Genomic DNA, 24613 nt, shown 5'->3' on the forward strand with positions numbered 1-24613 from the left:
ATTTTGCCTATAGTCACAGGCTATAGGCTTCGACCGTCGCCGGATGAAACAGCTCCTCGACGGCAACCCGGCGCGGCGAAAGCCCCTGCGCATAGTGATAGTCGAGGAAGGTCTCCAGCACACCAACATTGGGGGTTAGTCCATAGGTCCAGATGTCGGGACCGATCAGTTGGCGCGCGCGGCGCAGATTATCTTCGACGAACGGCATAGTCACCTTGGTCGCCGAGGTGTCGCCGAGGGCAGCCTGCGCGATCTGCTTGGACTGCGAGAACGCCTTGAGCAGTGCGCCCGGCAGCCAAGGATGCGCGTCGGCGAGTTGCCGGCGCACGCCCAGCACATGCATGATCGGGAAGATCTTGCGGCGGCGGAAGTAATCCTCCGCGGTCGCGACCGTGTCCGGAAACAGACGGTCGACATGTGGATGTCCTTCGTCGTAGCAGCGCGGCCAGCGCGGGCCGATGAAGCCGTCGATCTCGCCCGCCGCAAGCATCTCGTTGAGCGTTTCCCCTTCGGGCGCCTGCTCGATGCGGATGTCGGCAGGCAGGTCAATCTTCATTTTTTCTGGGCGACCGGGCGTATCCATTCCCCCGCGAACCCAGACGATGTCGGACGGCTTGACGCCGTACTCGTCTTCTAGGATGCCGCGCACCCACACATTGGCCGAGAGCTGGTACTCCGCAATGCCGATGCGCTTGCCCTTCAGATCCTGCGGCTTTTCGATCCCCTTATCGGTTCGGATATAGATCGAGGTGTGACGGAAGGCACGCGACAGGAATACCGGAATGGCGACGTAATGCGGGTCGTCCCGCGCGACGGAGATTGAATAGGACGACAGCGACAATTCACTGACATCGAAGGCCTGATGGCGGAACGCGCGAAAAAACATCTCTTCAGGCGACAGGAGCATGCAGGTTGGTTCGACGCCGTCGATCTTGACCCGTCCGTCGGCAATGGGCCGCGTGCGGTCGTAGTCGCCCATGGCAATGGACAGGTTGAGATCGATCATTAGCGTTCCTCCGCAATTGGATGTGGTGCGCCGTCAGCTGCGGCGATTTGATGGTTAAGGGCGACGGATGTGCCGGTCCGGGCCGCCTCCAGGATAGCGTAGCAGACTTCGAGGGTCGCCAGCCCCCAGGCGCCTGTCTGGGCTGGCGCCCTATTGCCGCGCACCGCATTGACAACGGCATCGAAAACCTCTGCCCGTGGAAAACGCAGCACTGGGGCCGGGCGGAAAGATTTTTCGAAGTTATCATAGACGTGAAGACCCGTTGGCGTCAGCCGCAAATCACCACGTTCGCACAAGACGATGATCGGTCCGAAATGTTCGTGGTGGGATGCTGCCGGCGGTGCCTCGCCCGCCCCATAGGTGCGCGTCGATTTGAGCGCGGCCTCGGCGTCGGCCGCATCAACCGCTTGCAGCGCCTTTCGCGCCCCGCCATAGGCTTCCGGCGACTTTGGGTGGCCGAGTTCGCCGATCCAGCCCATCCATTCGTCACTGTCGAAATGCGCATAGCCAGAATACGTCAACGACGCGAAGGCGCTGCCCTGAAAGTCAAGTAGCGCCGAATACGCGCCCTCAGTCGGACGCGCGGGGTCCCAAGCGCCCGTCATCGCCGTAACCGAGCTCGCTAATCCGCCCGCTAAAAGCCGCACGATGTCGATTTGGTGGACGCCCTGCGAAAACAGCACGCCGCCCCCCTCTTTCGTGCGCAGCTCTTCCGGCCGACGTGGGCGGTAGAGGAAATCCGTATAGTTTAGTGCCTGGATCATCCGAACTCGACCGAGCGCACCGCTGTCGATCAAAGCGCGCGCCTGAGCGACGGGTCCATCGAAGCTGTGACTGGGTCCGACGATCAGGTGAATACCCGCCTCGCGTGCGGCGGAAACCATAGCCGTTCCGTCTTCCATCGAAACCGACAGCGGCTTGTCGACGAGCACATGTTTGCCGGCTTTGGCGGCTGCAATTACATGGGCGCAATGGAATTGATGCGGCGTGGCGACATAAATTGCCTCGACTTCCGGGTCGGCGCACAATCCCTTAATATCGGCATAGGTGCGGCCACCAAATTCAGCCTCGAAGGCGTTGCGCGACTGCTCGCGTGGCGCAGCCGCCGCCACGAGCTTCACGCGCGGATCGGCGCGAAAGCCTGGCAGCATGAGCATGAAAGCGCGCCCGAGCCCCACCACGCCGAAGCGCACCGGATCACAGGTCAAGAACGAGACCTCCGGCGCGCGCCCTCGATACGCAGATCATGATGTAGTCGTCCTTCTCCTCATCCATCAGAACCATATCGCGATGATCGGCCTCGCCCGCGAGCATCCGGGATTTGCAGGTGCCACACGTGCCGCTTTCACAGGAACTGACCGTTTTGAAGCCGGCGTCGCGAAGCGCCTCGAGGATCGACCGATCCTCCGGCACCATTACTGTAGCACCCGACTTGGCAAGCTTGACATCGAAGGCCACGTCGTCTTCGCGCACCACCTCGACAGGTTTGAAATCCTCGAAATTAACGCGACCCTCGGGCCAGTGGCCAGACAGCGCCTTGATCTCTTCCATCAGCGGCTGAGGTCCGCAGCAATAGACGTGCATATTCTGCACGTCTTCGAAATGATCCCAGAAATCATAGAGCTTGTCAGGGTCGCCATCGTCGTGGTGCACCGTCAGCCGGCTACCAAACGCTGCCTTCATCTCGTCCAGATAGGCTGTGTCTTCAGCGCTTCGTGTACAGTAGATGATGCGAAAAGCTTTACCCTCGCGGTCAAGGTGCTGCGCCATGGCATAGATCGGCGTGACACCGATGCCACCGGCGATCAGCAGATATTTCGATGCATCGCGGAGCTGGAAGTTGTTCTCCGGCGCTCCGACATTGAGAATCGTGCCAACCTTGGCGTCCTCATGCATAGAGGACGAGCCGCCTCGCGAGTCTGCTTCCCGCTTCACCGCAATGGTATAGCTCGAAGCGGGCGAGCCATCACCCACCAGTGAGTAGCGTCGCATGGCGCCCGACGGCGTCTCGACTGTGATGTGCGAGCCGGCACCGAAACTTGATAGTTCGCGATCGTCGACCGGCTGCAGAACGAATTCATCTATATAGGCCGTTAGCGCGCGTCGGGCTGTAACTTTCATGGCAATGAGATCGATATTCGGGTCCATCTGTCCTCTACCGTCAGGCGCCCAAGGCGCAGGAGTTCATTTTACTTAGTAAACTAACTATTTGCTGTCAACGGCTGGACGTGCAGCACGATGTGCGATATTTTTGGTTAGTTATCTAAATTTCGGAGAACCTGATGCTCACTCACGAAGAAAACGATCTGCTGACGCGCGTGTGCGGCGATGCACCGATGGGCGAGTTGATGCGCCAGCACTGGACGCCGGTCTGTCTCATCGAAGAGGTCGCAGAGCGCGATGGCACACCGCTTTTGGTGGAGGTGCTCGGCGGACGCTATGTGGCCTTTCGTGACACCGACGGGCGGCTCGGACTTCTCGATGAACTCTGCCCCCACCGTCGCGCCTCGCTGGTATTCGGGCGCAATGAGGAATGCGGCCTGCGCTGCCTCTATCATGGCTGGAAGATGGACGTGGAAGGCAACGTCGTCGCTATGTCATCGGAGCCTGAGGGCAGTCCGCTTCTCAACAAGGTCAAGCATCGCGCCTATCCCGTAGAGGAGTGGGGCGGTTTCGTCTGGGCATGGCTGGGCGATCAGGAGAATGTGCCGGCTTTCGATCCCCCGGCCTTTGCGCCGACCAAGGATACGCCGGTCGCCATCGTCAAGATTCGCATTCCCTGCAACTGGGCGCAGATCCACGAAGGCCAGATAGACAGCGCGCATTCATCGAGCCTGCATTCCTCCGATATGAAGCCGGCGCGCGTCGAAGGCGCTTCGGCCGACGATCAGGCATGGTATCGCCCCTCGACCGATAAGTCACCGCGCATGCAGACGCAGACGACGAGCTATGGCTTCCACTATGCGGCCATCCGTAAGCCGATCAAGAATGCCTCGACCCACAATTATCTGCGCATCACGGAATTCATCGCGCCTTTCATGTCGCTCATTCCGCCGAACAACAACTACAACGTCGCCAGCGTCATCGTGCCGATCGATGACGAAACGACCGCCTTCCATTTCGTCGCATGGGGTGGCAAGAAATGTCCGTCAACTGAGGACTGGCGCAAGTTCAACCACGCGCGTCCCGGCATCGATCTTGACGAAAAGTGGCGCTCGCGCCGCACGCTGGAGAACAACTTCCTACAGGATCGCCAGGCAATGAAGCTCGGCAACTTCACTGGTGTTCCGGGCATTCCAAATCAGGACATCATCATGTGGGTCAGCATGGGCAAAACCGTCAATCGTACGGATGACTTGCTCGGCGCATCCGATCTGGCCATCGTCGAGTTCCGCCGCCTGATGGTCGATGCTGCACGCAAGGTCGCAGAAGGCGGGAAGGCGATTGGTACGGAAGAGCCTCGCATCCCGCATGCTTGCATCGCCTCAAGAGAAGGCGTCTATTCGAAGGAAACCGACTGGCGGACCTTGGCTGACGCAACCGAACAGATAGACGCAGCGGAATAGAATTTTGGCGCAGGGCGATTAAGTGCCCGGCGGGGACCATTCTCTTTTGGGGTAGCGGGCCCCACTCTTTAGGACAGCACTTCAATGGCAGTATCAGCGAAGCAGGACCGTTTCCGACAGATACATCTTTTGGCCGTGCTGCCTCCCCTCTTTTGGGCTGGGAATTTTCTGGTGGCCCGGATGTTCAACGAGGTCATTCCGCCATTCCAAATGTCATTTTGGCGCTGGTTTATTGCACTCTTGATTATCCTGCCGTTCACAGTGCGTGCTGTCCTTGAAAACATGCCGGCAATCCGCCGGGAACTAGCATATCTAGCTTTTCTGGGCGCCATTGGCATTACAGCCTTTAACTGCCTGATTTACCTGGCTCTGCAGTACACGACCGTTGTCAACGCAGCGCTCATAAACTCCCTCATGCCTGTTGTGACATTCATCCTCGCTCTGTTTTTCATGGGCGACCGTCTGAGAATGAGACAGACGTTTGGTGTCGTAGTGTGCATTATCGGCACGTTGCTCATTATTGCGCGCGGTGATCTCGCCGTTCTGCTTGCGCTGGACATCAACGCTGGCGACTTCCTTGTACTCGCAGGGCTTACCTTTTGGGCGCTGTACACTGTGATGATACGATGGCGAAAGAGCGCCTTGCCACCTATGGTTTTCTTGACGGTGACGATCGGGTTTGGCGTCCTCTTTCATTTTCCGTTGGTAGGCTGGGAATTTGCGACGCGCGGCGGCCCCGCTGCGGAGCCCACCAATTTACTCGCCCTGCTCTACCTAGCAATTTTTCCGTCGTTGCTGGCATATATCTTTTGGAACCGGACGGTTTCGGCTCTCGGCCCTGGGAAGACAGGCCTCTTTATGTATCTCATGCCTATCTTCAGCACCCTTTTGGCGGTTCTTCTCCTTGGTGAAGAGTTCAAGATCTTTCATCTGATCGGTATGACGCTCATAGTCATCGGCATCGCTCTTGTGACGCGGCCGTTGATACAGCCTGTGCCTGTGCAGTCGGCTGGCTGAAAAGAGCTGTCCACGGCAGGGTACGATGGTTTTCAGGCTGGGCAGGCAAAGCGCGGGCGTGGCAGGAGCCGCTCATGTGCCCCATCTTTGTCAGGTTAGTGCCCAACACCGCATCGATCATCTTGGGTGTGTTGCTCACGGTCACCGTGTAGAAGATGGCTTGGCACCGCGTGATTTCTGCTGCAAGTGAAAGTGCAAGTTTGCCGAGAACACCATAGCCTTGCAGGTTTGGGAAACTGGCAAACTCGCGTGCCGACCGAGTTTTGCCTACGCCAGGGCGGCCGTGACATACGCCAATGTAGCGATAGCGCGAGCATGCCTCTGCGAACTCGACGAAGCGTGCGTGTTCGCGCGTTGGCAGGAACGTCTGCTCGGTCGGGAACTCAATCGTCAGTGGCTTAGAGCCGGAGTCCTCGGACTGTTGTCGGCCGGGGATCTGGACACGCTTGGTCGCCATTGGCAGCCTCCAACTCGGTCAGCGCGCCAGTATCGCGTCTTTTCGCCTTGCGCCGCGCGGCTTGGATGTCGCGCAGCGATGGTGCGGCGAGGTGTTCGGGGCTGAGAGCGCGACAGATAAAATGACGCTCGTGGTAGACGTGCACTTCAGTGAGATCTCGCGGATCGTAGAGCACTTCAACGTTTTCACCGACAAAAGGCCGCCAGCGTGGGCTCTACGTATCGGCGACCAAGAAGGCGAATGCCGTCACGCAATACTTTGCGTGACTTGGGTGTGTTTCTGGAGTGGGCCCCTCGGGTCGGACAGGATTAGTTTTCGTAATTGACCGTGCAGTCGGGCTTTTACAGGATGAAGGCCATGGCCAAGCACCGAACCCATAGTGTCGAATTCAAACGTCAGGTTTCCCAAGAGTACCTTGCCGGCGAGACCTTGCATGGTCTTTCCAACCGGCACGACATCTCACGCCAACTGATCCGAGTCTGGGTCGAGAAATACCAGGCAGGCGCGCTCGATGACGATGCGGTGGCCGCCGATCTGCTCCAGACCTACGAGGCGCGAATTGCTGCGCTCGAACGCCTGGTCGGCAAGCAGGCGCTCGAGTTAGAGTTTCTAAAAGGGGCTCTTCGGCCAGCACCGCAGCCGAAAAGCGGGAGCATATCCGCTATCACAGGCCCAAGGGTGTCAGCGTCGCCGAGGGGTGCCGACTGATGGGACTTGCTCGCTCCACCTTCTACGAGAACCCTGTGAATTCGGCCGACGATACAGCAATCGTCGAGTCGATGGCCGCCATCTGTGATGAGTTCGAACACTACGGATGGCGTCGTGTCCGAGCCGCCCTTCGTCAGCAAGGCCTGATCGTCAACCACAAGAAGATCCGCCGGCTGATGCGCGAACACGATCTTCAGCCTAAGACCCGCCGCCGCTTCATAGCGACGACGGACAGCAATCACGATCAGCCGATCTTCCCCAATCTTGCCGCCGAGGTCGTCCCGAACGGCCCTGACCAGCTCTGGGTGGCAGACATCACCTACGTCGCCGTCACCGGTGGCTTCGTCTATGTTGCCATCGTTCTCGATGCCTGGTCGCGGCGCGTGGTAGGCTATGCCATCAGCCGATCCATAGACGCTCGGCTGACGCTGGCCGCACTCCAGGCCGCCATTGACGGGCGCAAACCCCCGCCTGGCTGCCTTCACCATTCGGACCGCGGGTCGCAATACGCGGCCGGCGTCTATCGGCAATTTCTCGCCGCCAATGGCCTTGTCGGTTCAATGGGACGGCGAGGAAACCCTTACGACAACGCCAAGGCGGAGAGCTTCATGAAGACGCTTAAGGTCGAGGCCGTCTACCCGATGGAGTTCGAGACATTTACCGACGTTGTCGAACATCTTCCCCGCTTCATCGACCATATCTACAATGGCCGAAGGCTCCATTCGGCCCTCGGCTATCTCAGCCCCGTGCATTTCGAGGATCAACACGTCCGCCTCATGGTCACAGAAGCAACCTGATTGTGTCCGGTCAGAAGGGCCCACTCCAATAAGGGGTCAAAGTTCGGTGCCGATTGACAGTCAGTGGGGCCTGCTGCCTGGGGAGTTTCCACCACCATCGACGGTGCAGCGCTATTTCTATGTCCAACATCATGCTCCATGAGTTTGATGCGTGGCTGGAAGCGAAATACCTGAACAAAAAGGCTCGCAAGGATCGCCGGGCATGGAACTTCGGCATTCAGCAGGGCCGCCCCATAACGGTTCGTGAGAACCGGCAATGGAAACCTGCCGTCGCCTATTGCCGCTATGCCGATGACTTCGTCGTCATCGTCAAAGGGACGAAGGCGCAAGCCGAGGAAATCCGGGAGGAATGGCGGGTGTTTCTGGAGGGCGATCTGAAACTGACGCTGAACATGGACAAAACCCATGTCACCCACGTCAACGACGGGTTTGTCTTTCTGGGGCACCGGATCATTCGCAAGCGAGGGTCGGGCGGACGAATGTCCGTCGTTACGACGATACCCAAGGAGAAGGCCAAGGCTTTTGCTCGCAAACTGTCCGAGGTTCTCTCCGGCGATCATGATCTTGGCAAGGTCGACATGGTCGACCGAGCGAAGACACCAAACCTAACCCCGACGGTGTTCTACAGAACGCGGGGCTATTCAACCGTGGACTAATTTTACACCGCCGCTCTCAGCTTGAATCACGCCAGAACAAACCGTTCAATGGACTTCTCAAACAGTCTCTGAGTGAAAACAGTGTTTGACAGGATACCGTGTGAAAAGTAGCTTGGATTAGTTAGAGAGCTAAACGTTTTCACCGCTCCGGTGAAGCGTCTGGCTTGTTCAGGAGGAGAACAAGATGACCTTTGACACGCTTGAGAAAAGCTATCGCAAATATCTGAAGAACGGCACCGCAGCGCTCGCGTTGCTGGCGACGCTTGCCGCCAGTCCAATGGCGCAGGCACAGCAAACCGAAGAGATGAGCGGCACCCTGCCCGACGGCACGGCCTGGCTGATCAGTGTGCCCGCCGACTGGAACGGCGTGCTCCTGCGCGATCTCGACTATGCGGCGAACTCGGAAACGGAGCGCTTTACGGATCTGCTGAGCAGAGGTTACGCCTTCGCCGGTCTAGCGCGCCACCCCATGCGCACCTGGCAGTATGATCCGCAGCGGGAAATACACAACCTCGAGGCCGTTCAGACGATTTTCGAGGAGCAATACGATCCCGAGTGGGTGCTGGCATTCGGCTGCTCGGGAGGGGGTCACGTCAGTCTCGCCGCCGCCGAGGATTTCTCCGATCGCATAGACGGCGCGGTCGTTCTGTCAGCGCATACACCGGTGTGGATCATGAACAGCTACCTTGATGGCTGGTTTGCCATGCAGACGCTGCTCGCGGACGCATATGAGGAAGCCGGCCTAGGGTCCGCGAGCGACCTTCGCATTGTCAATATGCCGAACGGCGCCGGCGCTGACGGCAGGACGTTCAGCGACATTCAGGCCTCCTGGCGCAGTGCAGTGGAAACATTGGGAGCGACCCCCGAAGGACGGGCGCGCCTGGCCCTGGCCTTCGCGATCGGCCAATGGTCTCCTTGGGAAGCTGCGGATCAGCCACTCCCTGATCCTCTCACGCCGGAAGCGCTGGCCGATCAGCTCGTGGCCTCGGCGCTGCGCCTTACGGGTACCGTCGGCGGCCAATCGCGCGTGATGTTCGAGAATTCAGCCTCCGGGCAGCAGCTTTCGGGGAATGAGGGCATCGATTACGCGGCCTTCTACGAGAACGCATCGCCAATTATGAAGGAGCTCGTCGAAGATCTCTATGCAGAGGCGGGGCTGGACATCGACGAGGACATTGAGCGCATCAATTCCGCTCCCCGTATCACGGCGTCCGATTATGCGCTCGAGTACTGGGGCCAGCCGGGAAGAACTGCGGACGGGAACCTGCTAGTACCCACGATCCGCGTGCACAGCTTGGGCGACAACTCGATTCCCTATAGCCTGATGCAGGGCTACCAGGCGCTTGTCGAAGAGAAGGGAAAAACCGATCTCTACCGTCAGTCGCTTCTCAAGTTCACCGACCATTGCGGCTTTGAGGCGGCCGAAACGACCGCTCTCGTTGAGGTGATGATGGAGCGGCTGGAAACGGAAGAATGGCCCGACACCTCGCCCGAAGCCCTGAATGCCGCCGCCGCCGAGCTCGATCTGGACGAGGCCCGCTTCATGGAGGAAGACGGTTGGCGCGTTGAAGAGTACAATCGTACCTGGATAGCCGGGGAATAAAGGCATTCCATGCAATGATGCGGAACGCGGATTGGTCGGCTCCGGCCTTCACCGCCGCTTTCGCCGCACTGTCCCCATCCACGGCGCGATTTATCGATACTCGTGCCGTGGACACGCTGGGCATTCGCTGGCGACGGCTCTTCCGTGCTCCCGCAGTCAGGCGGCGTAAGCTCACGACCCTGCTGATCAGCATTCCCTTTTCCAGCGGCTTCACGCTTGTCTGTCCCGGAACAAACGCTGCGGTTTTACGGGGGCTGTTGCTATCGACCCGGACCGGGCGCGCCCCAGCCCCTCAAATTATCAAAGGCGGAGCAAAAATCGACCAATGGGCGGAGCAAAACCAGGCCAGTTTTGGCGCGCGCGTGAGACCGTCGTGAGGGCATGACAATCAACCCCAGTATTTCCTATGAGCGCGAAAGATACCGTTGTCCCCTTTCCAAAAAAGCTTGACGACAGTTCGCCGGGCAACTTTGAGAAGATCTGGGGCAAAAAAGTCCAGAGCCATGGCTACGCTGCGATACCCAGTATTTTGATACGCGCACAACGTCGCCTCGGCATCAACACGACTCAGTTTTGTAATTCTAGTTCAGCTTCTCGAATATCTTCGTTCGCCTGATCGCTCTCCATTTCCAACCAAGCAACAGCTTGCTGACAGGATCGGCATCCAGCCAACGACAATCAAGGCGAACATGCAGGCGCTCGAAAAGGCGGGCTTGGTTGAGCGCGTGCAGCGAAAGACGTGAGCCGGAGACTGGAGCGCGAACACCTATGTCCTCGACGGGCTGATCTCTAAAATTCAGGCGCTTGAACCGGATTTCGCTAAAGAGCGTGAGGACCGGATGCTGCGCGTAAAACGGCCGAGACACCAAAGGGCAGACGGTCCGTCAAGCCCAAAGCCTAAACGGCTCAAACGATATTTAGGAAGCCAAAATTTACCCCGGCCGCGTGCCTAAGGCAGAGACGGTACCGGGGTTTACATCGACAATATATTGCAGGGTGGGGCAGAGATCAACTCCAGAGTGACTATGGACGCACGCACGAAACAATATCCGGCTCTTGAGGATACGCTATCGACCGATCGCTTTGCGACCTATCTGGGTTGGGCGACCGTGACCGTGACCGTGCGATCGCGCTTTACACATTGAATGCAAGCCTATCAGAATAGATGTGCGCCTTGGTGACGCCCGCATCGAGAAGCGCATCGTGCTGAAAATCGACGACCTGGCTTTCCATCCGCCTTAGATACCCGTGCATAGCCAACGTAAACAGTCACACAAACGTCCGTATATTTTACAACCCGTCAAACGTCTTGAAAGACATGTTGCAGTGTCACTTAATCTGTAAAACAAACTATGTCTTACAAACGGCACATATAAGGGGCATTACTGTCCCTTTGATTTTGACCATTTGCCCGACCTTCTTGCTTTCGCTCGATCATCGAAGCGATTAACATTTGAGACCTTTGGCGGAGAAAACCAAATGTCGCCCGACCACAACATGATCCAATCAGATGAGAGGGGAAGAAGGCTCTGCCATTCTCCCCCACAAGCACCGGCTTGGCCTTCGGGTGCAGCAAATCCGTCGCACCCTGAAGGGTGCAACCGCGTTGCGCACCGTCAGGTGCGCAGCCGCTAAAGCGCCTGCCCTGCTCCGGTGCTTGCCCCCCTCTTCCGGTCTCACCGCCGACGTCTCGGGGAGCAGGAGCAGGGCTCCTGCCCCTTCGGGACAGAAGGGAAATGGAGCCCGCCATGACCGGAGTGGAGACTGAAAATGGTCGGGAGTATGATGCAGGCAGCAAGCCCCCATCTGAAAGAAGCGATTGAACGGCACATGTCCTCGTTGAAGGGCTTGCTTGCGACCGCGAATATTGACGAGCGGGTTTCCGTTGCGACGATGCTGGAAATGGCTCAAGGCGAAGCGCATGCGAGAGTTCGCGTTGTGAACGCGGAAGCGAAATCATTTCACGATGCCCATCTCAAGGTGATCTATTTTGCCGCCGTCCTGGTCGTCACCCAAGGCAAGTTTCAGGACGACGAAAGTGAAAGACTGATCGAAGATCTTGCGCGCCTCGCTCAATAGAGCGTCGCTACCCAATCCCCGGCGCCATTCTTTGCGAAGCCGACAAGGCGATTTTGCGGCTCTGCATCGATCGTGTACCGTACGCTTGTCATGCAGGAGACCCCCGGCCCTATATTGTCAGGTCCGCACTGACCAATTTCGAGGGAGTTCACTGCCTCGCTCTGGGCGGTGTCGATCTCGCAAGCTCCGCTGGCAAAATGACGATGAACGTCATCAACGCCGTCGCGCAGTTCGAACGTGACCTGCTTATCGAACGCACGCAGTCCGGCCTCAAACGGGCAAAATCGGAAGGAAAAATTCTTGGTCGACCGGCGCGGCTCAACGAAATGCGGAAGCAAGACGTTCTTGAAGGGCTGGCCAACGGCATGAGCGTTTCCGCTCTCGCCAGAAAGTTCGAAACCAGCCGGCAGACCATCATGCGCGTCAGAGACGACGGTTCACGGTCCGTTCGACCTTAGCGTATGATTTCGAGCAGTTCTTGTTCTGACCCCTACTTAAGGACTTCCAGCTGCTCTTTGCCCCGCTATGGGATCCCGAGCGGGCCATCGTCAACCTCAACCGCTGCGTCCTCGACCTCTCTTTGGGGTGCACGACCCTGTCGCAGTTCCAGGCCATTGCCGATCCCGACCAGATGGTGGACACGCTCGCCGGCATGGATTGCCTGGCCCTGACACGCGCCCTGGAAATGCTGCACCGCTATGGCCGGGCGAGCAATGTTGCGGCCGTGCTTGTGCCCGTGGGGTATCAGACGCTGGCCCGCAGTTCGACCCGGCGCGAGTATCTCAAGCTGCTGGCAAGCGTGCCGGAGGTCTATTCGTCCTTTGTGAAGCTCGAAGTGACAGGCGTGCCCTCGCGACCCGATGTCGATCAGCTCAATGACCTGATCTTCACCGTCAGTGCCATGCGCCCAGGCCTCACGTGTCAATCGGCATTCGTGAACTGGATCTACGTCCGGCAATGGAATGCGTGCTGCGCAGACCTTGCTTCATGCCGATTTGAAAGTTGCTCAGCACCTGACTCACCCATGCTCGTCTGGTCATGCTGCAATCCTCATCTGCTGCGCATCGCGCACGTATATCGCCTTCCTGCCAGCAACTCGACCATATGTCCAAGGCGTAGCTGAGCGCCCCCCCGAACACGGGCGTGGCCTTCTCTCGGATGTCCTTGAGGCTAGGTATCGTCATCGACGCCGCAGCGTCTAGAACGGTCTGGCCAAGCTCGAAGTCGTTCGACGCCGCCACAGAAAGATTGACCATGGAGCCGAAGCCCTCGACGTCGGGAACCGCCTCGTTCTCCAGCCAGACGCTGGTGGCAACAAGCTGCTTGGTCTGGCGAGGTTCCGGACCTAGAAAGTATAGGGTGCGAGCGCCGCCGGAACTTTGAATATCAGTCTGAGTGTCCAATTTAATCTTACATTTTTACGTACTAATAAAGAGCCCATTGCGTAAACTTTAAAATTATACTAATTTGTCCACCATGACTGGACTTCGAGCCGACAAATTAAAGAACCTACTCCAGACCCTACCACCAGGCTTTCTGGTGGATTCGCGCTGGCTGGAAGCCCATGGCATCTACCGGCAGCTTGCCCATTCCTATCTGCAAGCCGGCTGGCTGGAGCGTCCACTACAGGGCCTATACCGGCGTCCCTTCATACGTGGGGGCAATAACAGCGCCGAGCGTGAATGGCAGATCCCAGTTCTCTCCGCGCAGTGGATTATGGGATTCAAATTCCATGTGGCGGCAACGACGGCGATGGAGCTCCATGGGTACACGCATTATCTGCGCATGTCCGGCCCGCGCAAACTCTACCTTCAAGGCGATGCCCCCAGATGGCTATCCAAACTGGATCTAAACGTGGACGTGACAGTACGTCAGGGCTCGCTGTTCCAGGACATGGATGTCGGCGTCGACAACAAAGAGTTCTCGCTCAAAGATAACGGCAGAGAGCTGCAGCAGAGCCCGTGGCAATGGCCGATGCGCATGTCATCGCCCGAACGCGCCCTCCTTGAAACCATCGATGAAGCCCCAAACCACGAGAGCTTTCATCAGATCGACATGTTGTTCCAGTTCATGGCAAACGTGCGGCCCAAGCTGATGACGCAGCTCTTGACGCTTTGCCGCAGCGTGAAAACGAAACGCCTCTTCTTCGTATTCGCAGATCGCCATCCGCACGCCTGGCGAAAATACATCGACGAGAAGGCCATCGATCTTGGCAGTGGCGATCGAATGCTGGTGAAAGACGGTAGGCTGCACCCGCGCTATCGCATCACGGTACCTGCCGAATTCGTGAGCAAGGGAGAACACGATGGCGCGTGAATCCTACTTCCAGCAAGTCCGTCTGCTCGTCGGCTGCCTCCCTTCGATCGCGAAGTTCGACGTCTTCGCCCTCAAGGGCGGTACGGCCATCAACCTCTTCTATCGTGGTATGCCGCGCCTTTCGGTTGACATCGACCTCACATATTTGCCGGTGCAGGATCGGACCACCTCGCTCGGCGCAATCGATTCCACGCTGGATGCAATCTGCGTGGACCTCCTAAAGGTCATGCCCGATGTGAAGACCCAGCGCATCGCCGGCGGCAGCGATAACGACACCCGTATCCTCGTGCGCAATCGCAACGCCACCATCAAGATCGAAACCTCTCCCGTTGCCCGCGGAACCGTGCACGCACCAAAACTGATGCCCGTTAGCGATATCGTGGTGGATGAGTTCGGGTTCGCGGAGATGCAAGTACTAGCCTTCGAAGATCTGTACGGCGGCAAGCTCCATGCGACTGTCGACCGTCAGCATCCGCGTGACCTCTATGATGTCAAATTGCTATACGAGAACGAAGGACTTACGACCGATCTTTTCCGCACCTTCCTCATCTATGTGGCAAGCTCCAGTCGCCCGCCGCACGAGCTGCTACGTCCTTCCGAGCAGGCTCTCGACGAGCGCTTCGTCGCCGAGTTCGATGGTATGACAATTGATGCTGTCACGATCGGCGAGCTGAGGGATGTGAGAAGCAGGCTTTTTTCTGACCTGTTGTCCTCACTGGATGATGAGGCCATGAGGTTTCTTCTGACCTTGCATGATTGCGCACCTGACTTCGATGCGATTGGCCTTCCGCAGGCAGCAAACCTACCGGCGGTCCGATGGAAATTGCAGAATCTTGAAAAGCTTCGGCGTAACAATGAGCCTAAGCATGCAGAGCTTCGAAAGTTGATTGAAGATTTGGGGAACAAGTCAGCGCCCTCCCCAAGGTCAGGAAAATAAGTTTACGATGTGCCCGACACTTGCCTGTCTGACCTCCACCCAAACACGACGGTTCCAATTCGCATTATGCGAATCCAAATGGAGTCGTTCCACCTGCTGGTAACGGCCGCTCTGCGCCCATGCACGAACCCGCTCTGCGGGAGGGGTGCGCGCGGCAGGTTCAGCGTGATCGTTTAAGCCTTTGAGCGGCTCGGTCGCAGTCGGACCATGGAGTTCTTTCAACGAGAGGAACTCCCATGGTTACGTCACCCGACGCTCCCATTACGCCACTCCGCCAGCGCATGCAGCAGGACATGCTGATGCGTGGATTGGGCGTCCACACCCAGCACGATTATGTCCGTCACGTCCGACGCTTTGCTGTCTTTCTGGGGCAGAGCCCTGACACGGCCACGCCTGATGATATCCGTCGCTACCAGCTCCACCAGCATGAGAGTGGCGTCAGTCCATCCACGATCAACGGCGCGGTCTCGGCATTGCGCTTCCTGTTCGGCGTGACGCTGAAGCGGCGTGATCTGTCGCGGTCCCTGGTGATCACCCGCTATCAGCGCCAGCTGCCTGACGTGCTCAGCATCCAGGAAGCGGCCCGGCTGCTCGAGGCGGCGCCAGGCATCAAGTACAAGGCCGCGCTCGGGGTCGCCTATGGCGCAGGCCTGCGTGTCTCCGAGGTGGCGCACCTCAAGGTCGACGATATCGACAGCGCCCGCATGTTGATCCGGATCGAACAGGGCAAGGGCCGCAAGGACCGCAATGCCATGCTCTCGCCCCAGCTGCTGGAGCTTCTGCGACTGTGGTGGCGCGAGGGCAAGCGGCGGGGCGTCATGCTGCCCCATGGCTGGCTGTTTCCGGGCCGCTCCCCGACCGATCCGATCTCGTCGCGGCAATTGCATCGTGCGGTGCAGGAGGCGGCCGAGATCGCCGGCATCCGCAAACGGGTCAGCCCGCATACCTTGCGGCACAGCTTTGCCACGCACCTGCTGGAGCAGGATGTCGATATCCGCGTCATCCAGGTGTTGCTCGGGCATAGCAAACTGGAGACCACGGCGCTCTACACCAAGGTCTCGACGCGCACGATCCAGGCGGTCGCCAGTCCTTTGGACCGGCTGATGGCCCTGATGGAGGACAAGCCTCCACCCGCCTGATCCGGTGCGCGCCACCATCGAGGTCGCCGATATCTTCCGTGCTGCCGGTCCCGCTTACAGGGCCGCCCATGCCGGGCATCTGAGCCTGGAACAGCTCAAGGTCATGTCGGCGATCGAGACCTGTCGCACCGCCGCGCTTGGCGGTCACGTTGAAGCCTGTTCCGACTGCGGGCATCAGCGGATTGCCTACAACTCCTGTCGCAACCGGCACTGTCCCCGGTGCCAGGGTGCAGCAGCCCGCGCCTGGCTCGAAGCGCAAGAGGCCAATCTACTGCCGGTCGGTTACTTCCACGTCGTGTTCACGCTGCCCGCCGAGATCGCTGACATTGCCTTCCACAACAAGGCGCTGGTCTACGACCTGCTGTTCAAGGCAGCATCCGAGACCATGCTGACCATCGCAGCCGATCCAAAGCACCTGGGCGCCCGCATCGGCATCACCGCCGTACTCCATACCTGGGGTTCGGCCATGACCCACCATCCGCACATCCACATGATCGTGCCCGGTGGTGGCATCACCCCGGATGGGGGGTGGATCTCATCGCGACCAGCCTTCCTGCTGCCGGTCCGCGTGCTCGGCGTCCTGTTCCGCCGGTTGTTCCTGACCCGGCTGCTTGAACTCCATGGTGCCGGAAAGCTCGCCTTCTTCGGCAGGATGGCAGGGCTCAGCGACCGCCAGACCTTCGTCCGCCACCTCGCGCCGGTCCGAAGAAAACGCTGGGTGGTCTATGCCAAAGCGCCCTTTGCCGGGCCTGAGGCGGTGCTCGCCTATCTCTCGCGCTACACCCACCGGGTCGCCATCTCGAACAGCCGCCTTATCGCCTTCGACAGCAATGAGGTCACCTTCCGCTACAAGAACTATCGCTGCTCCGGCGCCGAAAGGCAGCGGGTCATGACCCTTGCCGCCAACGAGTTCATCCGCCGCTTCCTGATCCACGTTCTGCCGCGCGGCTTCCACCGCATCAGGCACTACGGCCTGCTCGCCGGCTCCGCCCGCAAAGACTGCCTTGCTCAGGTCCGCGACATACTGGGGGGGGCGCCAGCGTCAGACGAACCGCCGGCCCCCGAGACCGCCCCAGACCCGCGCCCGCCTTGCCCCTGCTGCGGCGGCACCATGGTGATCATCGAGACCTTCGCTGCATGGTGCCAGCCGCGGGCCCCTCCAACCGCGAGACAACCAGTCCGGGAGACCCTTCATGACCCGGCATGATCCGCTCGATCAATCGGTCCCGCCACGTCGCCGGCCGACAGGATGGTTCGTGCCAGGCGCTCCAGCGACCATCGTCATGCACGCCAATCTCATCAACTCCGTCGTCGCTGAGCCTCAAATGCTGCCCGGACGACGTCCACCTGGCAAACTCGCCACGCCATATGCAGCAGTTTGCGGCCGGCACTTGACCGGGCCAAATCCGAAAACCCCATAGCGCAGCGTGTGCGGACCGCGGGTTCCTGCATGGGTGGCTTTGCGACGCCAAGAGGCATCCCAAACCCTTCACCATCTCGGTCACGCTGGTCATCGCTGCCCTCCGCCATAAGCTGACGTTAGATGCGAGCAGACTCGGCGGATTGGGTTTCTCCGCACCAATCAATGTGCGTCCCTCCTCTCTGGCCAAGGTCATGAAAACGCTCGCCTAGGCGCTGAAATAGGACTGACGCGTCGGGACCTTTGCAGGAGCAAGCTCTGCAAATGCCCCAGGCGCCGCATGTTCGTTAATCGGCGCAGGGACCATGCTGATCCAAAAGCTAATTGCAGAGTCCGACCCCGTTATACTGTCAACCCCGACACCGCGTGACCTGCCTTTAGCTAGACAGCATATTTGGCGGTGATGTCTTCACGAACAGTAATGCCCAGCCCAGGCCGGTCAGGAACCTCCAGCGCGCCGTTGCTCAACACGAATTGCTCGACAAGCAAATCATCCCGCAGCGGATTATGCTTGCGGTCAAACTCGATGATGGGCTGGTTCAGCAGGGCTATTGGGTTGGCGGTGAACGGGAACGGGGGGATCGTCGCGATCGCCTGCAGGGCGGTAGCGACGGCGATTCCCGAGCCCCACACATGCGGGACCGTCGCCACGCCATGCGCGTTGGCTAGCGCGAGGATCTGGATGAAGGCCGTTATGCCGCCGCACACCGCCAGATCGGGCTGGATGATGTCGACACAGCCTTCGGCGATGAAATCGCGGAAGCCATAGCGCGTGTATTCGCATTCGCCACCAGCGACCGGGATCGGGTTCTCGCGTCGCACCTTGCGATAGCCTTCGCGATCTTCCGCACCGACCGGCTCTTCGAAGAAGAGCACGTCGAGCTCTTCCATCTTGCGTCCCATGCGGATGGCCGCCGATGCGTTGTAGCCGTGATTGGCATCGACCATGATGCCGATATCGGGGCCGATAGCCTCCCGGATCACCCGCAGGCGGCGATAATCGTCCTTGAGCGACAGCAGGCCGATCTTGACCTTGAGCAATCCAAAGCCGGAATCGACATAGCCGGCGGCCTCGTCGCGCAGCCCGTCCAGCAATGCCGGGACGTCCGAGAAGTCTTCGGGGTAATAGCACCCCGTCGCATAGGCGGTAATCCGTTTGCGGAAGGCTCCGCCCAGCATCTTCCACACCGGCAGGCCAGCGGCCTGGCCGGCTATATCCCAGAGCGCTATATCAATCGCCGAGAGTGCCTCAATATAGGTGCCCTTCTGGCCGAAATCACGCGAGTAGGCGTAAAGCTCCTCCCAGATACGGACCGGCTCAGTCGGATCGCGACCGATAAGCCTGGGGGCGAAGACATGGTCGACACAGGCCGCAACCGGCTCTGCGGGCCCATATTGTCCGCCTTCGCCCCAGCCGATGAGCCCAGTATCGGTTTCCACCCGAACCAGATAGCTGTTCCGTTCGGGAAACCGTGCCTGAGAAGAATAAAAGGTCTTGTCGCCCAATGGAACGCGCAGCTGAAAGGACGTGATCGATTTAATCTTCATTAAAATTGCTTCTCAAATAGGCAGTGGCTCAGCGTGACTATTCGCTGGGTGACGCTAGTGCGTTTCAAATTCACTCAGTTTTTGCAGACGCCGTACATGGTCTTCGCAGTCGTCATATTGGGCGTCGAGGAAGGCGTTGATCAGGTCGATGGCCAGCCATTCGCCGACGATCTTGGCCCCGATGCACAAGATGTTTACGTCATCATGCTCCACACATTGGTGAGCCGAATGGACATCGTGTCCGACTGCTGCCCGAATGCCGGTAAATTTGTTGGCCGCAATCGAGGCCCCCACGCCGGTGCCGCAAACCAGAATGCCGCGCTTTTCCGTCGATGCTTGGACGCCCTGGCACACCAGCTTGGCAATATCGGGAAAGTCGCAGCTCTCATTGGTATATGAGCCGACATCTTCCAGCGTGTGCCCAGCCGCGATGAGAAGGGGCATGAGCTTGATTTTTAGATCAAATCCGGCGTGATCCGAGCCGATAATGATGTTCATATTACCTCACAAAAAGGAGACGGCGAATGGCTCCGCCGTCTCGCCGTCAACTACTCAAACAGACGTGCCGGCAGATCGACGCCGTGGTACTTCTTGTAGATGGCGGGGAGCTTGCCATTCTTGAGATTCTCGGTGACCCACTGGTCGACCTTGTCCTTCAAATCGGTTTCGCCCTTGCGGATGCCGACGGCCAGATCTGTCGAAACGATGTCCAGCTTGGGCTCGAACGCCAGCTCGGTGTTGCGATCCGAAATCTGCTTGACGATCGTGGACGAGGTGCAGACGATTTCAGCCTGACCCGATACGGCGGCCGTCACCAGGGTGGCATCATCGTCATAACGGACGATGGTGAAACCGCGCTCTTCGGCCATTGGGGTGAGAGCGGTGTCCTGCGTGGTGCCGCGCGTCACGGTGATTGCCTTGCCGCGCACGTCTTCCCAAGTCGAGATATTGGCGGCCTTGGGCGCGCCAAGCACGGTCATCTGGGCGGCGTAGGGCTTGGAGAAGTCGATGACCAGCTTGCGATCCTCGGTGATCGACAGGGTCGAGATAATGATGTCGGCCTTGTTGGTCTGCAGGTTGGGGATGCGGGTCGGGCCGGTGGTGTTGACGATTTCTAGCTCGACACCCCAATCGTCAGCCAGCAGCTGCGCGGTTTCGACGTCTGAGCCGTAGGGCTTGAGATTGCCGTCGATCATGCCCGAAGGCGGAATGGCCAGGTCGAGTGCGACCAGAACCTTGCCGCGAGCGATAATGTCTTCATAGGTTCCGGCAAATGCAAATGTGGTCGACACCGAAAGTGCACCAGCAGCCAGAGCCGTCGAGATCAGAAATTTACGACGATCCATAGTATAGTCCTCCTTATAGATTGCTACCAACAAATTGAACAAGCTCGGGCGTGCCGGGATTGCTCAAGATTTCTGAAGTTCCCTGCTCATGCACCACGCCTTGGTGCATGAAAATCACCTTGCCTGAGACGCGGCGGGCAAAGTTCATTTCGTGCGTGACCAGGATCATGGTCATGCCGGACCCGGCCAAACGCTCAATCACGCGCAGAACCTCTTCCTTGAGTTCCGGGTCGAGCGCCGAGGTGACCTCGTCAAACAGCATCACCGTGGGTTCCATCGCCAGCGAACGGGCAATCGCCACACGTTGCTGCTGACCGCCCGAAAGCTGCTCGGGGTAGTGGTCACGCTTGTCGAGCAATCCCACCTCGCCCAGCACCTTGAGTGCCAGTTCGCGCGTCTCGGTAGGCGAAAGGCGCTTGGCCAGCTTGGGGGCCAGCTCAATATTGCCGAGCACGGTCAAATGCGGAAAAAGATTGTAGCTTTGAAAGACTATGCCGACCTTCTTGCGCAGCGCACGCAGGTCCAGCGTCTCGTCGGCAAGATTGAAGCCGTCGACGGCAATCTCTCCGCTTTGAAAAGCTTCGAGACCATTGATGCAGCGCAGGGCCGTGCTTTTGCCCGAGCCACTTTTGCCTATGATCGAAACGACTTGGCCTTTGGCGACATCGAAGGTCACGCCCCGCAGGACCGATACCTCGCCAAAGGATTTCCAGACGTCCTTGAGCCCTACGATCACGTCACTCATAGAGGCTACCTCCAAATTCTCTAAACAAACCGGCGCTCTAGCGGGCCGAGATCGCAAATTTCTTTTCAAGAACCCGGCTGAACCGGGACAACGGGAAGCACATCGCAAAATACAGGCATGCAACGATCGTGTAGATCAGGAACGGCTGGAACGTTGAGTTGTTGACGATTTGGCCCGAGCGCGTGAGCTCGATAAAACTGATTGCCGACACCAAGGACGTATTCTTGACGACCTGCACGATGAACCCGACAGTTGGTGGGGTCGCCAGCCGGATGGATTGCGGCATGATGATGTGAAGCAGCACCTGCATGCGGGTGAGGGCTAGGCATTCGCCTGCCTCCCATTGCGCCTTGCGCACCGCCTCGAGCGAGCCACGCCAGATTTCGCCCAGAAAAGCGCTGACATAGACCGACAGGCCAAAGGTGGCGGCGGCTAGCGGCTCGATATTGAAGCCAAGGGCAGGCAGGCCGAAATAGGTCAGGAACAGGATGACCAGCAGCGGCACGCCCTGAATCAGCGTGATGTAAAGCGCCGCAATGTTGCGGATGAAGCGATGGCGGGAAATGCCGGCCAATGCAAGGATCGCGCCGCCAATACCGCCACCCAGCGTCGCGAGAACCGACAGGATGACGGTCCACATGGCGCCGGTCAGGATGAATTGCAGATGCATCAGATTGAAGGAGGTCATCACGCGCTCACAAAGAGGTGCCGAGGCGACGGCGGCGCGGGAATGCAACCTGACCAAACGCCCAGAACAGGCCGCGGAACAGCAGGGAGAGGATAAGATAGAGCACGGCCAGAACGATGTAGGTTTCAAACGGCCGGAAGGTTTCTGACTGGATGAAATTGCCGGCAGCCATCAGTTCCTCAGCCGAGATCTGCGAGGTGATGGAGGACGACAGCATCATCAGCACGAACTGGCTGGACAACGAGCGATAGACCCGCTCGATGGCCGGAGGCAGCATGACGCGGGAGAACACCTGCCAGGGAGATAGTGCGAGTGATTTGGCAGCCTCAATCTGCGACTTGGCAATGGAATCCAGCCCCGCGCGCATGATCTCGGCGGTATAGGCGGCGTTGTTGATCGTCATCGCCAAGATGACCACAAAGAAGACAGGAAATTTCAGCCCAACGCTCGACAGGCCGAAATACACAACCAGCAACTGCACCAGCAGCGGGGTGTTGCGGATCGCTTCGACATAACCCTGGCAGACCAGGCTCAGCAGCCTGGTCTTGGAACGAGACCCAACAGCAATTAGCGTTCCAGCCACGAAGCCGGTCACTATGGCGGTCAGCGAAAACTGCAAGGTGAGCAGTAGGCCATCGATCAGAAAACCGGACCGCGCAAAGACCGGCCCAAAATCAATATTCATGTCCGCATCCTGCAAAAACGCAAAGAGCATCCAGCAATGCTGGCGATTGAATCTATTTCGACGCTGAAACGCCCATGTAGGTCGTGATGCGGGCCCGGGTGGCTAGCAGGTGCTGACGCATGGCTTCCGCTGCGGCGGCAATGTCGCGACGCAGCAAGGCATCGCAGACCTTGAGATGCTCTTCGACGGTGTTTGGAAGGGAGTCGGGCATGTTGCGCAGCGCATAGCCGGACGACCATTCGATATAGCCAACGATGCTGGAGATCATGCTCTTGAAAATGCGGTTCGGGCAGTGCTTGGTCACGGTGAGGTGAAGCGCCATATCCATGGCCCTAAACGCCTCCGACGCGCTGCCGCCCTCGATGGTGAACAGCGAGCGATAGTTTTCCTGCAGCTTTTTGATCTGGGCTTCCGAAATATGCGGCGCCGCCAGCTCGACCATGACCGGCTCGATGGCGAGACGGAAGTCATAGGCTTCGAGGATTTCTTCCAGCTCGACCTGCCGCACAAAGACGCCGCGTCGCGGCACGACCTGCACATAGCCTTCACGCTCGAGCAGCTTGGTCGCATCGCGAACCGGGGAGATGCTGACGCCCAGCTCTTCCCGCAGCGCCACCAGATTGAGGGGAGTGCCCGGCAGCAACTGGCCGCGGTGGATCTTGTCCCGTAACTGGTCAGCGATTTGCTGTGAAATCAGTTTTTGCTTGGCGCTCAATTCACGTCTCCCTTGGCGACAAAAAGCCATAAGCGAGACGTCGCGTCAAGTGGTGATGCATCACAGTAATGCATTACTACTTGTGGGAATCGCGCGTTTCGATTATCAAGGGAGCGAAAAGTCCCGGCAAGGCTACCTAGCAAGGCTGCGCTACCGGACCATCGGGAGAGATCGGGCATGCGGTGCATCGTGTTTGGAGCCGGCGCTGTAGGCGGGCTCATTGCCGCAGCGCTAGCGCCTCATTTCGAGACGGCATTGGTCGCCAGGGGCGCGCAACGCGACGCCATAAGTCAGCACGGCTTAAGGATCGTTGGGCTCGACGGCACGCTGTCTACCCATCGCCTAGAAACGTCGGCTGAATCCGGTCAGATGGCGCCTGCCGACATCGTCTTCGTCACCGCCAAAAGCCATGCCGTTGCCGCGGCGGCCGATGCCATCGCGCGCTCGCGCAAGCCCAACGGCATGGTAATTTTCGTCCAGAATGGTGTACCATGGTGGTACTTGCTCCAGCTGGCGCCTGAATCTCTCCCGCCCTCGCATCAGGCACTGGTGCGTCATTTCCCCGGTTGCGCTGCCGGAATCGCCTATTTCGGCGGAACCGTCACCGCCCCCGGAACGGTCCAACATACTGGCTCGGGTAAATTATTACTGGGGGCGGCGCTCGGTCCCGCCGACCCACGGCTGGCGCTTATCTGCAAGCAGCTCGACGCTGGGCCAATCCCCGTCGAAATTGCGCCCGACCTACCTTTGGCGCTTTGGAATAAACTGGCCGTCAATGCCGCGCTTAATGGCATCGCGGCACTCACCAAGGCGCCGATCGCCGACATTCTGGCCGCGCCCCATTTGCGTTCGCTGCTCTTGGGTATCGTCGCTGAGATCGCGCAGTTGGGCGCAAGCTTGGGCCATGCGGTCGATTTTGATCTGCAGCGTCAAGCCGCACTCATCGGCTCGAACCAGAAGTCATCGACCTTGCAAGACATGGAAGCCGGTCGTCCCATCGAATACGATGCGTTGTTTGCCTGGCCCCAGGCGATCGCCGAGCGGACCGATGTGCCGATGCCAATGCTGCAACTGGTTGCCGCGATGGTGCTGCAGCGCGCCAAATATGGATGAACGCAATGGAATCGCCGCGCCTTGGCTGGCTGTTGATTGCCACCGAGATCTGACCCTCTGAGGGCATAAGTT

25 protein-coding genes and 2 pseudogenes are annotated in these 24613 nt (G+C 58.9%); 14 read left to right on the plus strand and 13 right to left on the minus strand.

The features are described 5' to 3' along the window. Positions 1 to 13: 13 nt before the first annotated feature. The 3 genes from FF80_RS05035 to FF80_RS05045 are packed head-to-tail and all read right to left on the minus strand — an operon-like array spanning position 14 to position 3154. Positions 14 to 1006 carry an ABC transporter substrate-binding protein gene (locus FF80_RS05035; protein ID WP_200877157.1) on the minus strand — a complete coding sequence of 331 codons (993 nt, stop codon included), beginning with the start codon at positions 1004 to 1006 and terminating at the stop codon, positions 14 to 16. Continuing rightward, positions 1006 to 2214 carry a Gfo/Idh/MocA family oxidoreductase gene (locus FF80_RS05040; protein WP_152558272.1) on the minus strand — a complete coding sequence of 403 codons (1209 nt, stop codon included), beginning with the start codon at positions 2212 to 2214 and terminating at the stop codon, positions 1006 to 1008. Before FF80_RS05040 ends, FF80_RS05035 begins: the two co-directional genes overlap by 1 nt. Then, a complete protein-coding gene (locus FF80_RS05045) occupies positions 2204 to 3154 on the minus strand; it encodes a PDR/VanB family oxidoreductase (RefSeq protein WP_244445703.1) in 951 nt (316 codons plus the stop codon). The genes FF80_RS05040 and FF80_RS05045 overlap by 11 nt, the downstream gene beginning before the upstream one ends. 134 nt (positions 3155 to 3288) lie before the next feature. On the opposite strand from FF80_RS05045, the gene FF80_RS05050 reads away from it, so the two are divergent. Then, positions 3289 to 4572, plus strand: coding sequence for a Rieske 2Fe-2S domain-containing protein (locus tag FF80_RS05050; protein ID WP_035098160.1), 1284 nt, complete (start codon positions 3289 to 3291; stop codon positions 4570 to 4572). An 84-nt stretch (positions 4573 to 4656) separates the two neighbouring features. After that, the gene (locus FF80_RS05055; protein WP_052153189.1) at positions 4657 to 5589 is read left to right on the plus strand and encodes a DMT family transporter; all 933 of its coding nucleotides are present in this window, start codon (positions 4657 to 4659) and stop codon (positions 5587 to 5589) included. On the opposite strand, the gene FF80_RS21285 is transcribed toward FF80_RS05055, so the two are convergent. Genes FF80_RS21285 through FF80_RS22380 form a run of 3 tightly spaced genes read right to left on the minus strand, consistent with a single transcriptional unit; the run spans position 5525 to position 6300 of the window. Then, entirely contained in the window at positions 5525 to 6046 is a 522-nt protein-coding gene (locus FF80_RS21285; protein ID WP_081917260.1) for an AAA family ATPase, read from the minus strand. The two genes, FF80_RS05055 and FF80_RS21285, sit on opposite strands and share 65 nt — an antisense overlap. After that, positions 5988 to 6221, minus strand: a complete 234-nt coding sequence (locus FF80_RS22375) for a Mu transposase C-terminal domain-containing protein (protein ID WP_200877158.1) — start codon at positions 6219 to 6221, stop codon at positions 5988 to 5990. Before FF80_RS22375 ends, FF80_RS21285 begins: the two co-directional genes overlap by 59 nt. A 10-nt stretch (positions 6222 to 6231) precedes the next feature. Further along, a complete protein-coding gene (locus FF80_RS22380) occupies positions 6232 to 6300 on the minus strand; it encodes a hypothetical protein (protein WP_200877159.1) in 69 nt (22 codons plus the stop codon). A gap of 103 nt (positions 6301 to 6403) precedes the next feature. On the opposite strand from FF80_RS22380, the gene FF80_RS05065 reads away from it, so the two are divergent. From FF80_RS05065 to FF80_RS05125, 11 genes and pseudogenes are all read left to right on the plus strand, one after another. After that, a complete protein-coding gene (locus tag FF80_RS05065) occupies positions 6404 to 6754 on the plus strand; it encodes a transposase (RefSeq protein ID WP_035098298.1) in 351 nt (116 codons plus the stop codon). Then, positions 6703 to 7551: an IS3 family transposase gene (locus FF80_RS05070; RefSeq protein WP_152558273.1), complete on the plus strand. Its 849-nt coding sequence runs from the start codon at positions 6703 to 6705 to the stop codon at positions 7549 to 7551. The genes FF80_RS05065 and FF80_RS05070 overlap by 52 nt, the downstream gene beginning before the upstream one ends. Before the next feature lie 113 nt (positions 7552 to 7664). Beyond that, positions 7665 to 8141 (plus strand): annotated as a pseudogene (locus FF80_RS05075) (reverse transcriptase domain-containing protein); the annotation flags it as partial. 250 nt (positions 8142 to 8391) lie between these two features. After that, on the plus strand, positions 8392 to 9810 hold the full coding sequence (locus FF80_RS05080) for an alpha/beta hydrolase (RefSeq protein ID WP_244445705.1): 1419 nt from the start codon (positions 8392 to 8394) through the stop codon (positions 9808 to 9810). 1770 nt (positions 9811 to 11580) lie between these two features. Continuing rightward, entirely contained in the window at positions 11581 to 11889 is a 309-nt protein-coding gene (locus FF80_RS05090) for a hypothetical protein (RefSeq protein WP_035098169.1), read from the plus strand. Between the two features lie 146 nt (positions 11890 to 12035). After that, positions 12036 to 12347 (plus strand): annotated as a pseudogene (locus tag FF80_RS05095) (recombinase family protein); the annotation flags it as partial. Positions 12348 to 12520: 173 nt separating this feature from the next. After that, positions 12521 to 13012, plus strand: a complete 492-nt coding sequence (locus FF80_RS21615; RefSeq protein ID WP_152558274.1) for a hypothetical protein — start codon at positions 12521 to 12523, stop codon at positions 13010 to 13012. A 353-nt stretch (positions 13013 to 13365) separates the two neighbouring features. Next, positions 13366 to 14205 carry a type IV toxin-antitoxin system AbiEi family antitoxin domain-containing protein gene (locus tag FF80_RS05110; RefSeq protein ID WP_035098174.1) on the plus strand — a complete coding sequence of 280 codons (840 nt, stop codon included), beginning with the start codon at positions 13366 to 13368 and terminating at the stop codon, positions 14203 to 14205. Continuing rightward, entirely contained in the window at positions 14195 to 15142 is a 948-nt protein-coding gene (locus FF80_RS05115; RefSeq protein WP_035098175.1) for a nucleotidyl transferase AbiEii/AbiGii toxin family protein, read from the plus strand. The genes FF80_RS05110 and FF80_RS05115 overlap by 11 nt, the downstream gene beginning before the upstream one ends. Positions 15143 to 15378: 236 nt before the next feature. Further along, complete coding sequence (locus tag FF80_RS05120; RefSeq protein WP_035098177.1) at positions 15379 to 16281, plus strand: site-specific integrase; 903 nt, start codon at positions 15379 to 15381, stop codon at positions 16279 to 16281. Between the two features lie 4 nt (positions 16282 to 16285). Continuing rightward, on the plus strand, positions 16286 to 17488 hold the full coding sequence (locus tag FF80_RS05125; RefSeq protein WP_035098178.1) for an IS91 family transposase: 1203 nt from the start codon (positions 16286 to 16288) through the stop codon (positions 17486 to 17488). A 594-nt stretch (positions 17489 to 18082) separates the two neighbouring features. On the opposite strand, the gene FF80_RS05130 is transcribed toward FF80_RS05125, so the two are convergent. From FF80_RS05130 to FF80_RS05160, 7 genes are read right to left on the minus strand one after another with little or no spacing between them, the layout of a single operon-like run. Further along, positions 18083 to 19249 carry a mandelate racemase/muconate lactonizing enzyme family protein gene (locus FF80_RS05130; RefSeq protein WP_035098180.1) on the minus strand — a complete coding sequence of 389 codons (1167 nt, stop codon included), beginning with the start codon at positions 19247 to 19249 and terminating at the stop codon, positions 18083 to 18085. A gap of 54 nt (positions 19250 to 19303) precedes the next feature. Next, positions 19304 to 19747, minus strand: coding sequence for a ribose 5-phosphate isomerase B (gene rpiB / locus FF80_RS05135; RefSeq protein ID WP_035098182.1), 444 nt, complete (start codon positions 19745 to 19747; stop codon positions 19304 to 19306). Positions 19748 to 19797: 50 nt separating this feature from the next. Next, positions 19798 to 20595: a transporter substrate-binding domain-containing protein gene (locus FF80_RS05140; protein WP_035098183.1), complete on the minus strand. Its 798-nt coding sequence runs from the start codon at positions 20593 to 20595 to the stop codon at positions 19798 to 19800. Between the two features lie 13 nt (positions 20596 to 20608). Continuing rightward, positions 20609 to 21340 carry an amino acid ABC transporter ATP-binding protein gene (locus FF80_RS05145; RefSeq protein WP_035098185.1) on the minus strand — a complete coding sequence of 244 codons (732 nt, stop codon included), beginning with the start codon at positions 21338 to 21340 and terminating at the stop codon, positions 20609 to 20611. Between the two features lie 37 nt (positions 21341 to 21377). Then, positions 21378 to 22028 carry an amino acid ABC transporter permease gene (locus tag FF80_RS05150; RefSeq protein ID WP_035098187.1) on the minus strand — a complete coding sequence of 217 codons (651 nt, stop codon included), beginning with the start codon at positions 22026 to 22028 and terminating at the stop codon, positions 21378 to 21380. A 7-nt stretch (positions 22029 to 22035) separates the two neighbouring features. Further along, positions 22036 to 22713, minus strand: a complete 678-nt coding sequence (locus FF80_RS05155; protein WP_035098306.1) for an amino acid ABC transporter permease — start codon at positions 22711 to 22713, stop codon at positions 22036 to 22038. A gap of 52 nt (positions 22714 to 22765) precedes the next feature. After that, a complete protein-coding gene (locus FF80_RS05160; RefSeq protein ID WP_035098188.1) occupies positions 22766 to 23428 on the minus strand; it encodes a GntR family transcriptional regulator in 663 nt (220 codons plus the stop codon). A gap of 177 nt (positions 23429 to 23605) precedes the next feature. On the opposite strand from FF80_RS05160, the gene FF80_RS05165 reads away from it, so the two are divergent. Next, on the plus strand, positions 23606 to 24541 hold the full coding sequence (locus FF80_RS05165) for a ketopantoate reductase family protein (RefSeq protein WP_081917263.1): 936 nt from the start codon (positions 23606 to 23608) through the stop codon (positions 24539 to 24541). Positions 24542 to 24613 lie beyond the last annotated feature (72 nt).

Origin of the sequence: Devosia sp. LC5 (assembly GCF_000735585.1) — a bacterium.
In the GTDB taxonomy this organism is placed as follows: Bacteria; Pseudomonadota; Alphaproteobacteria; order Rhizobiales; family Devosiaceae; genus Devosia.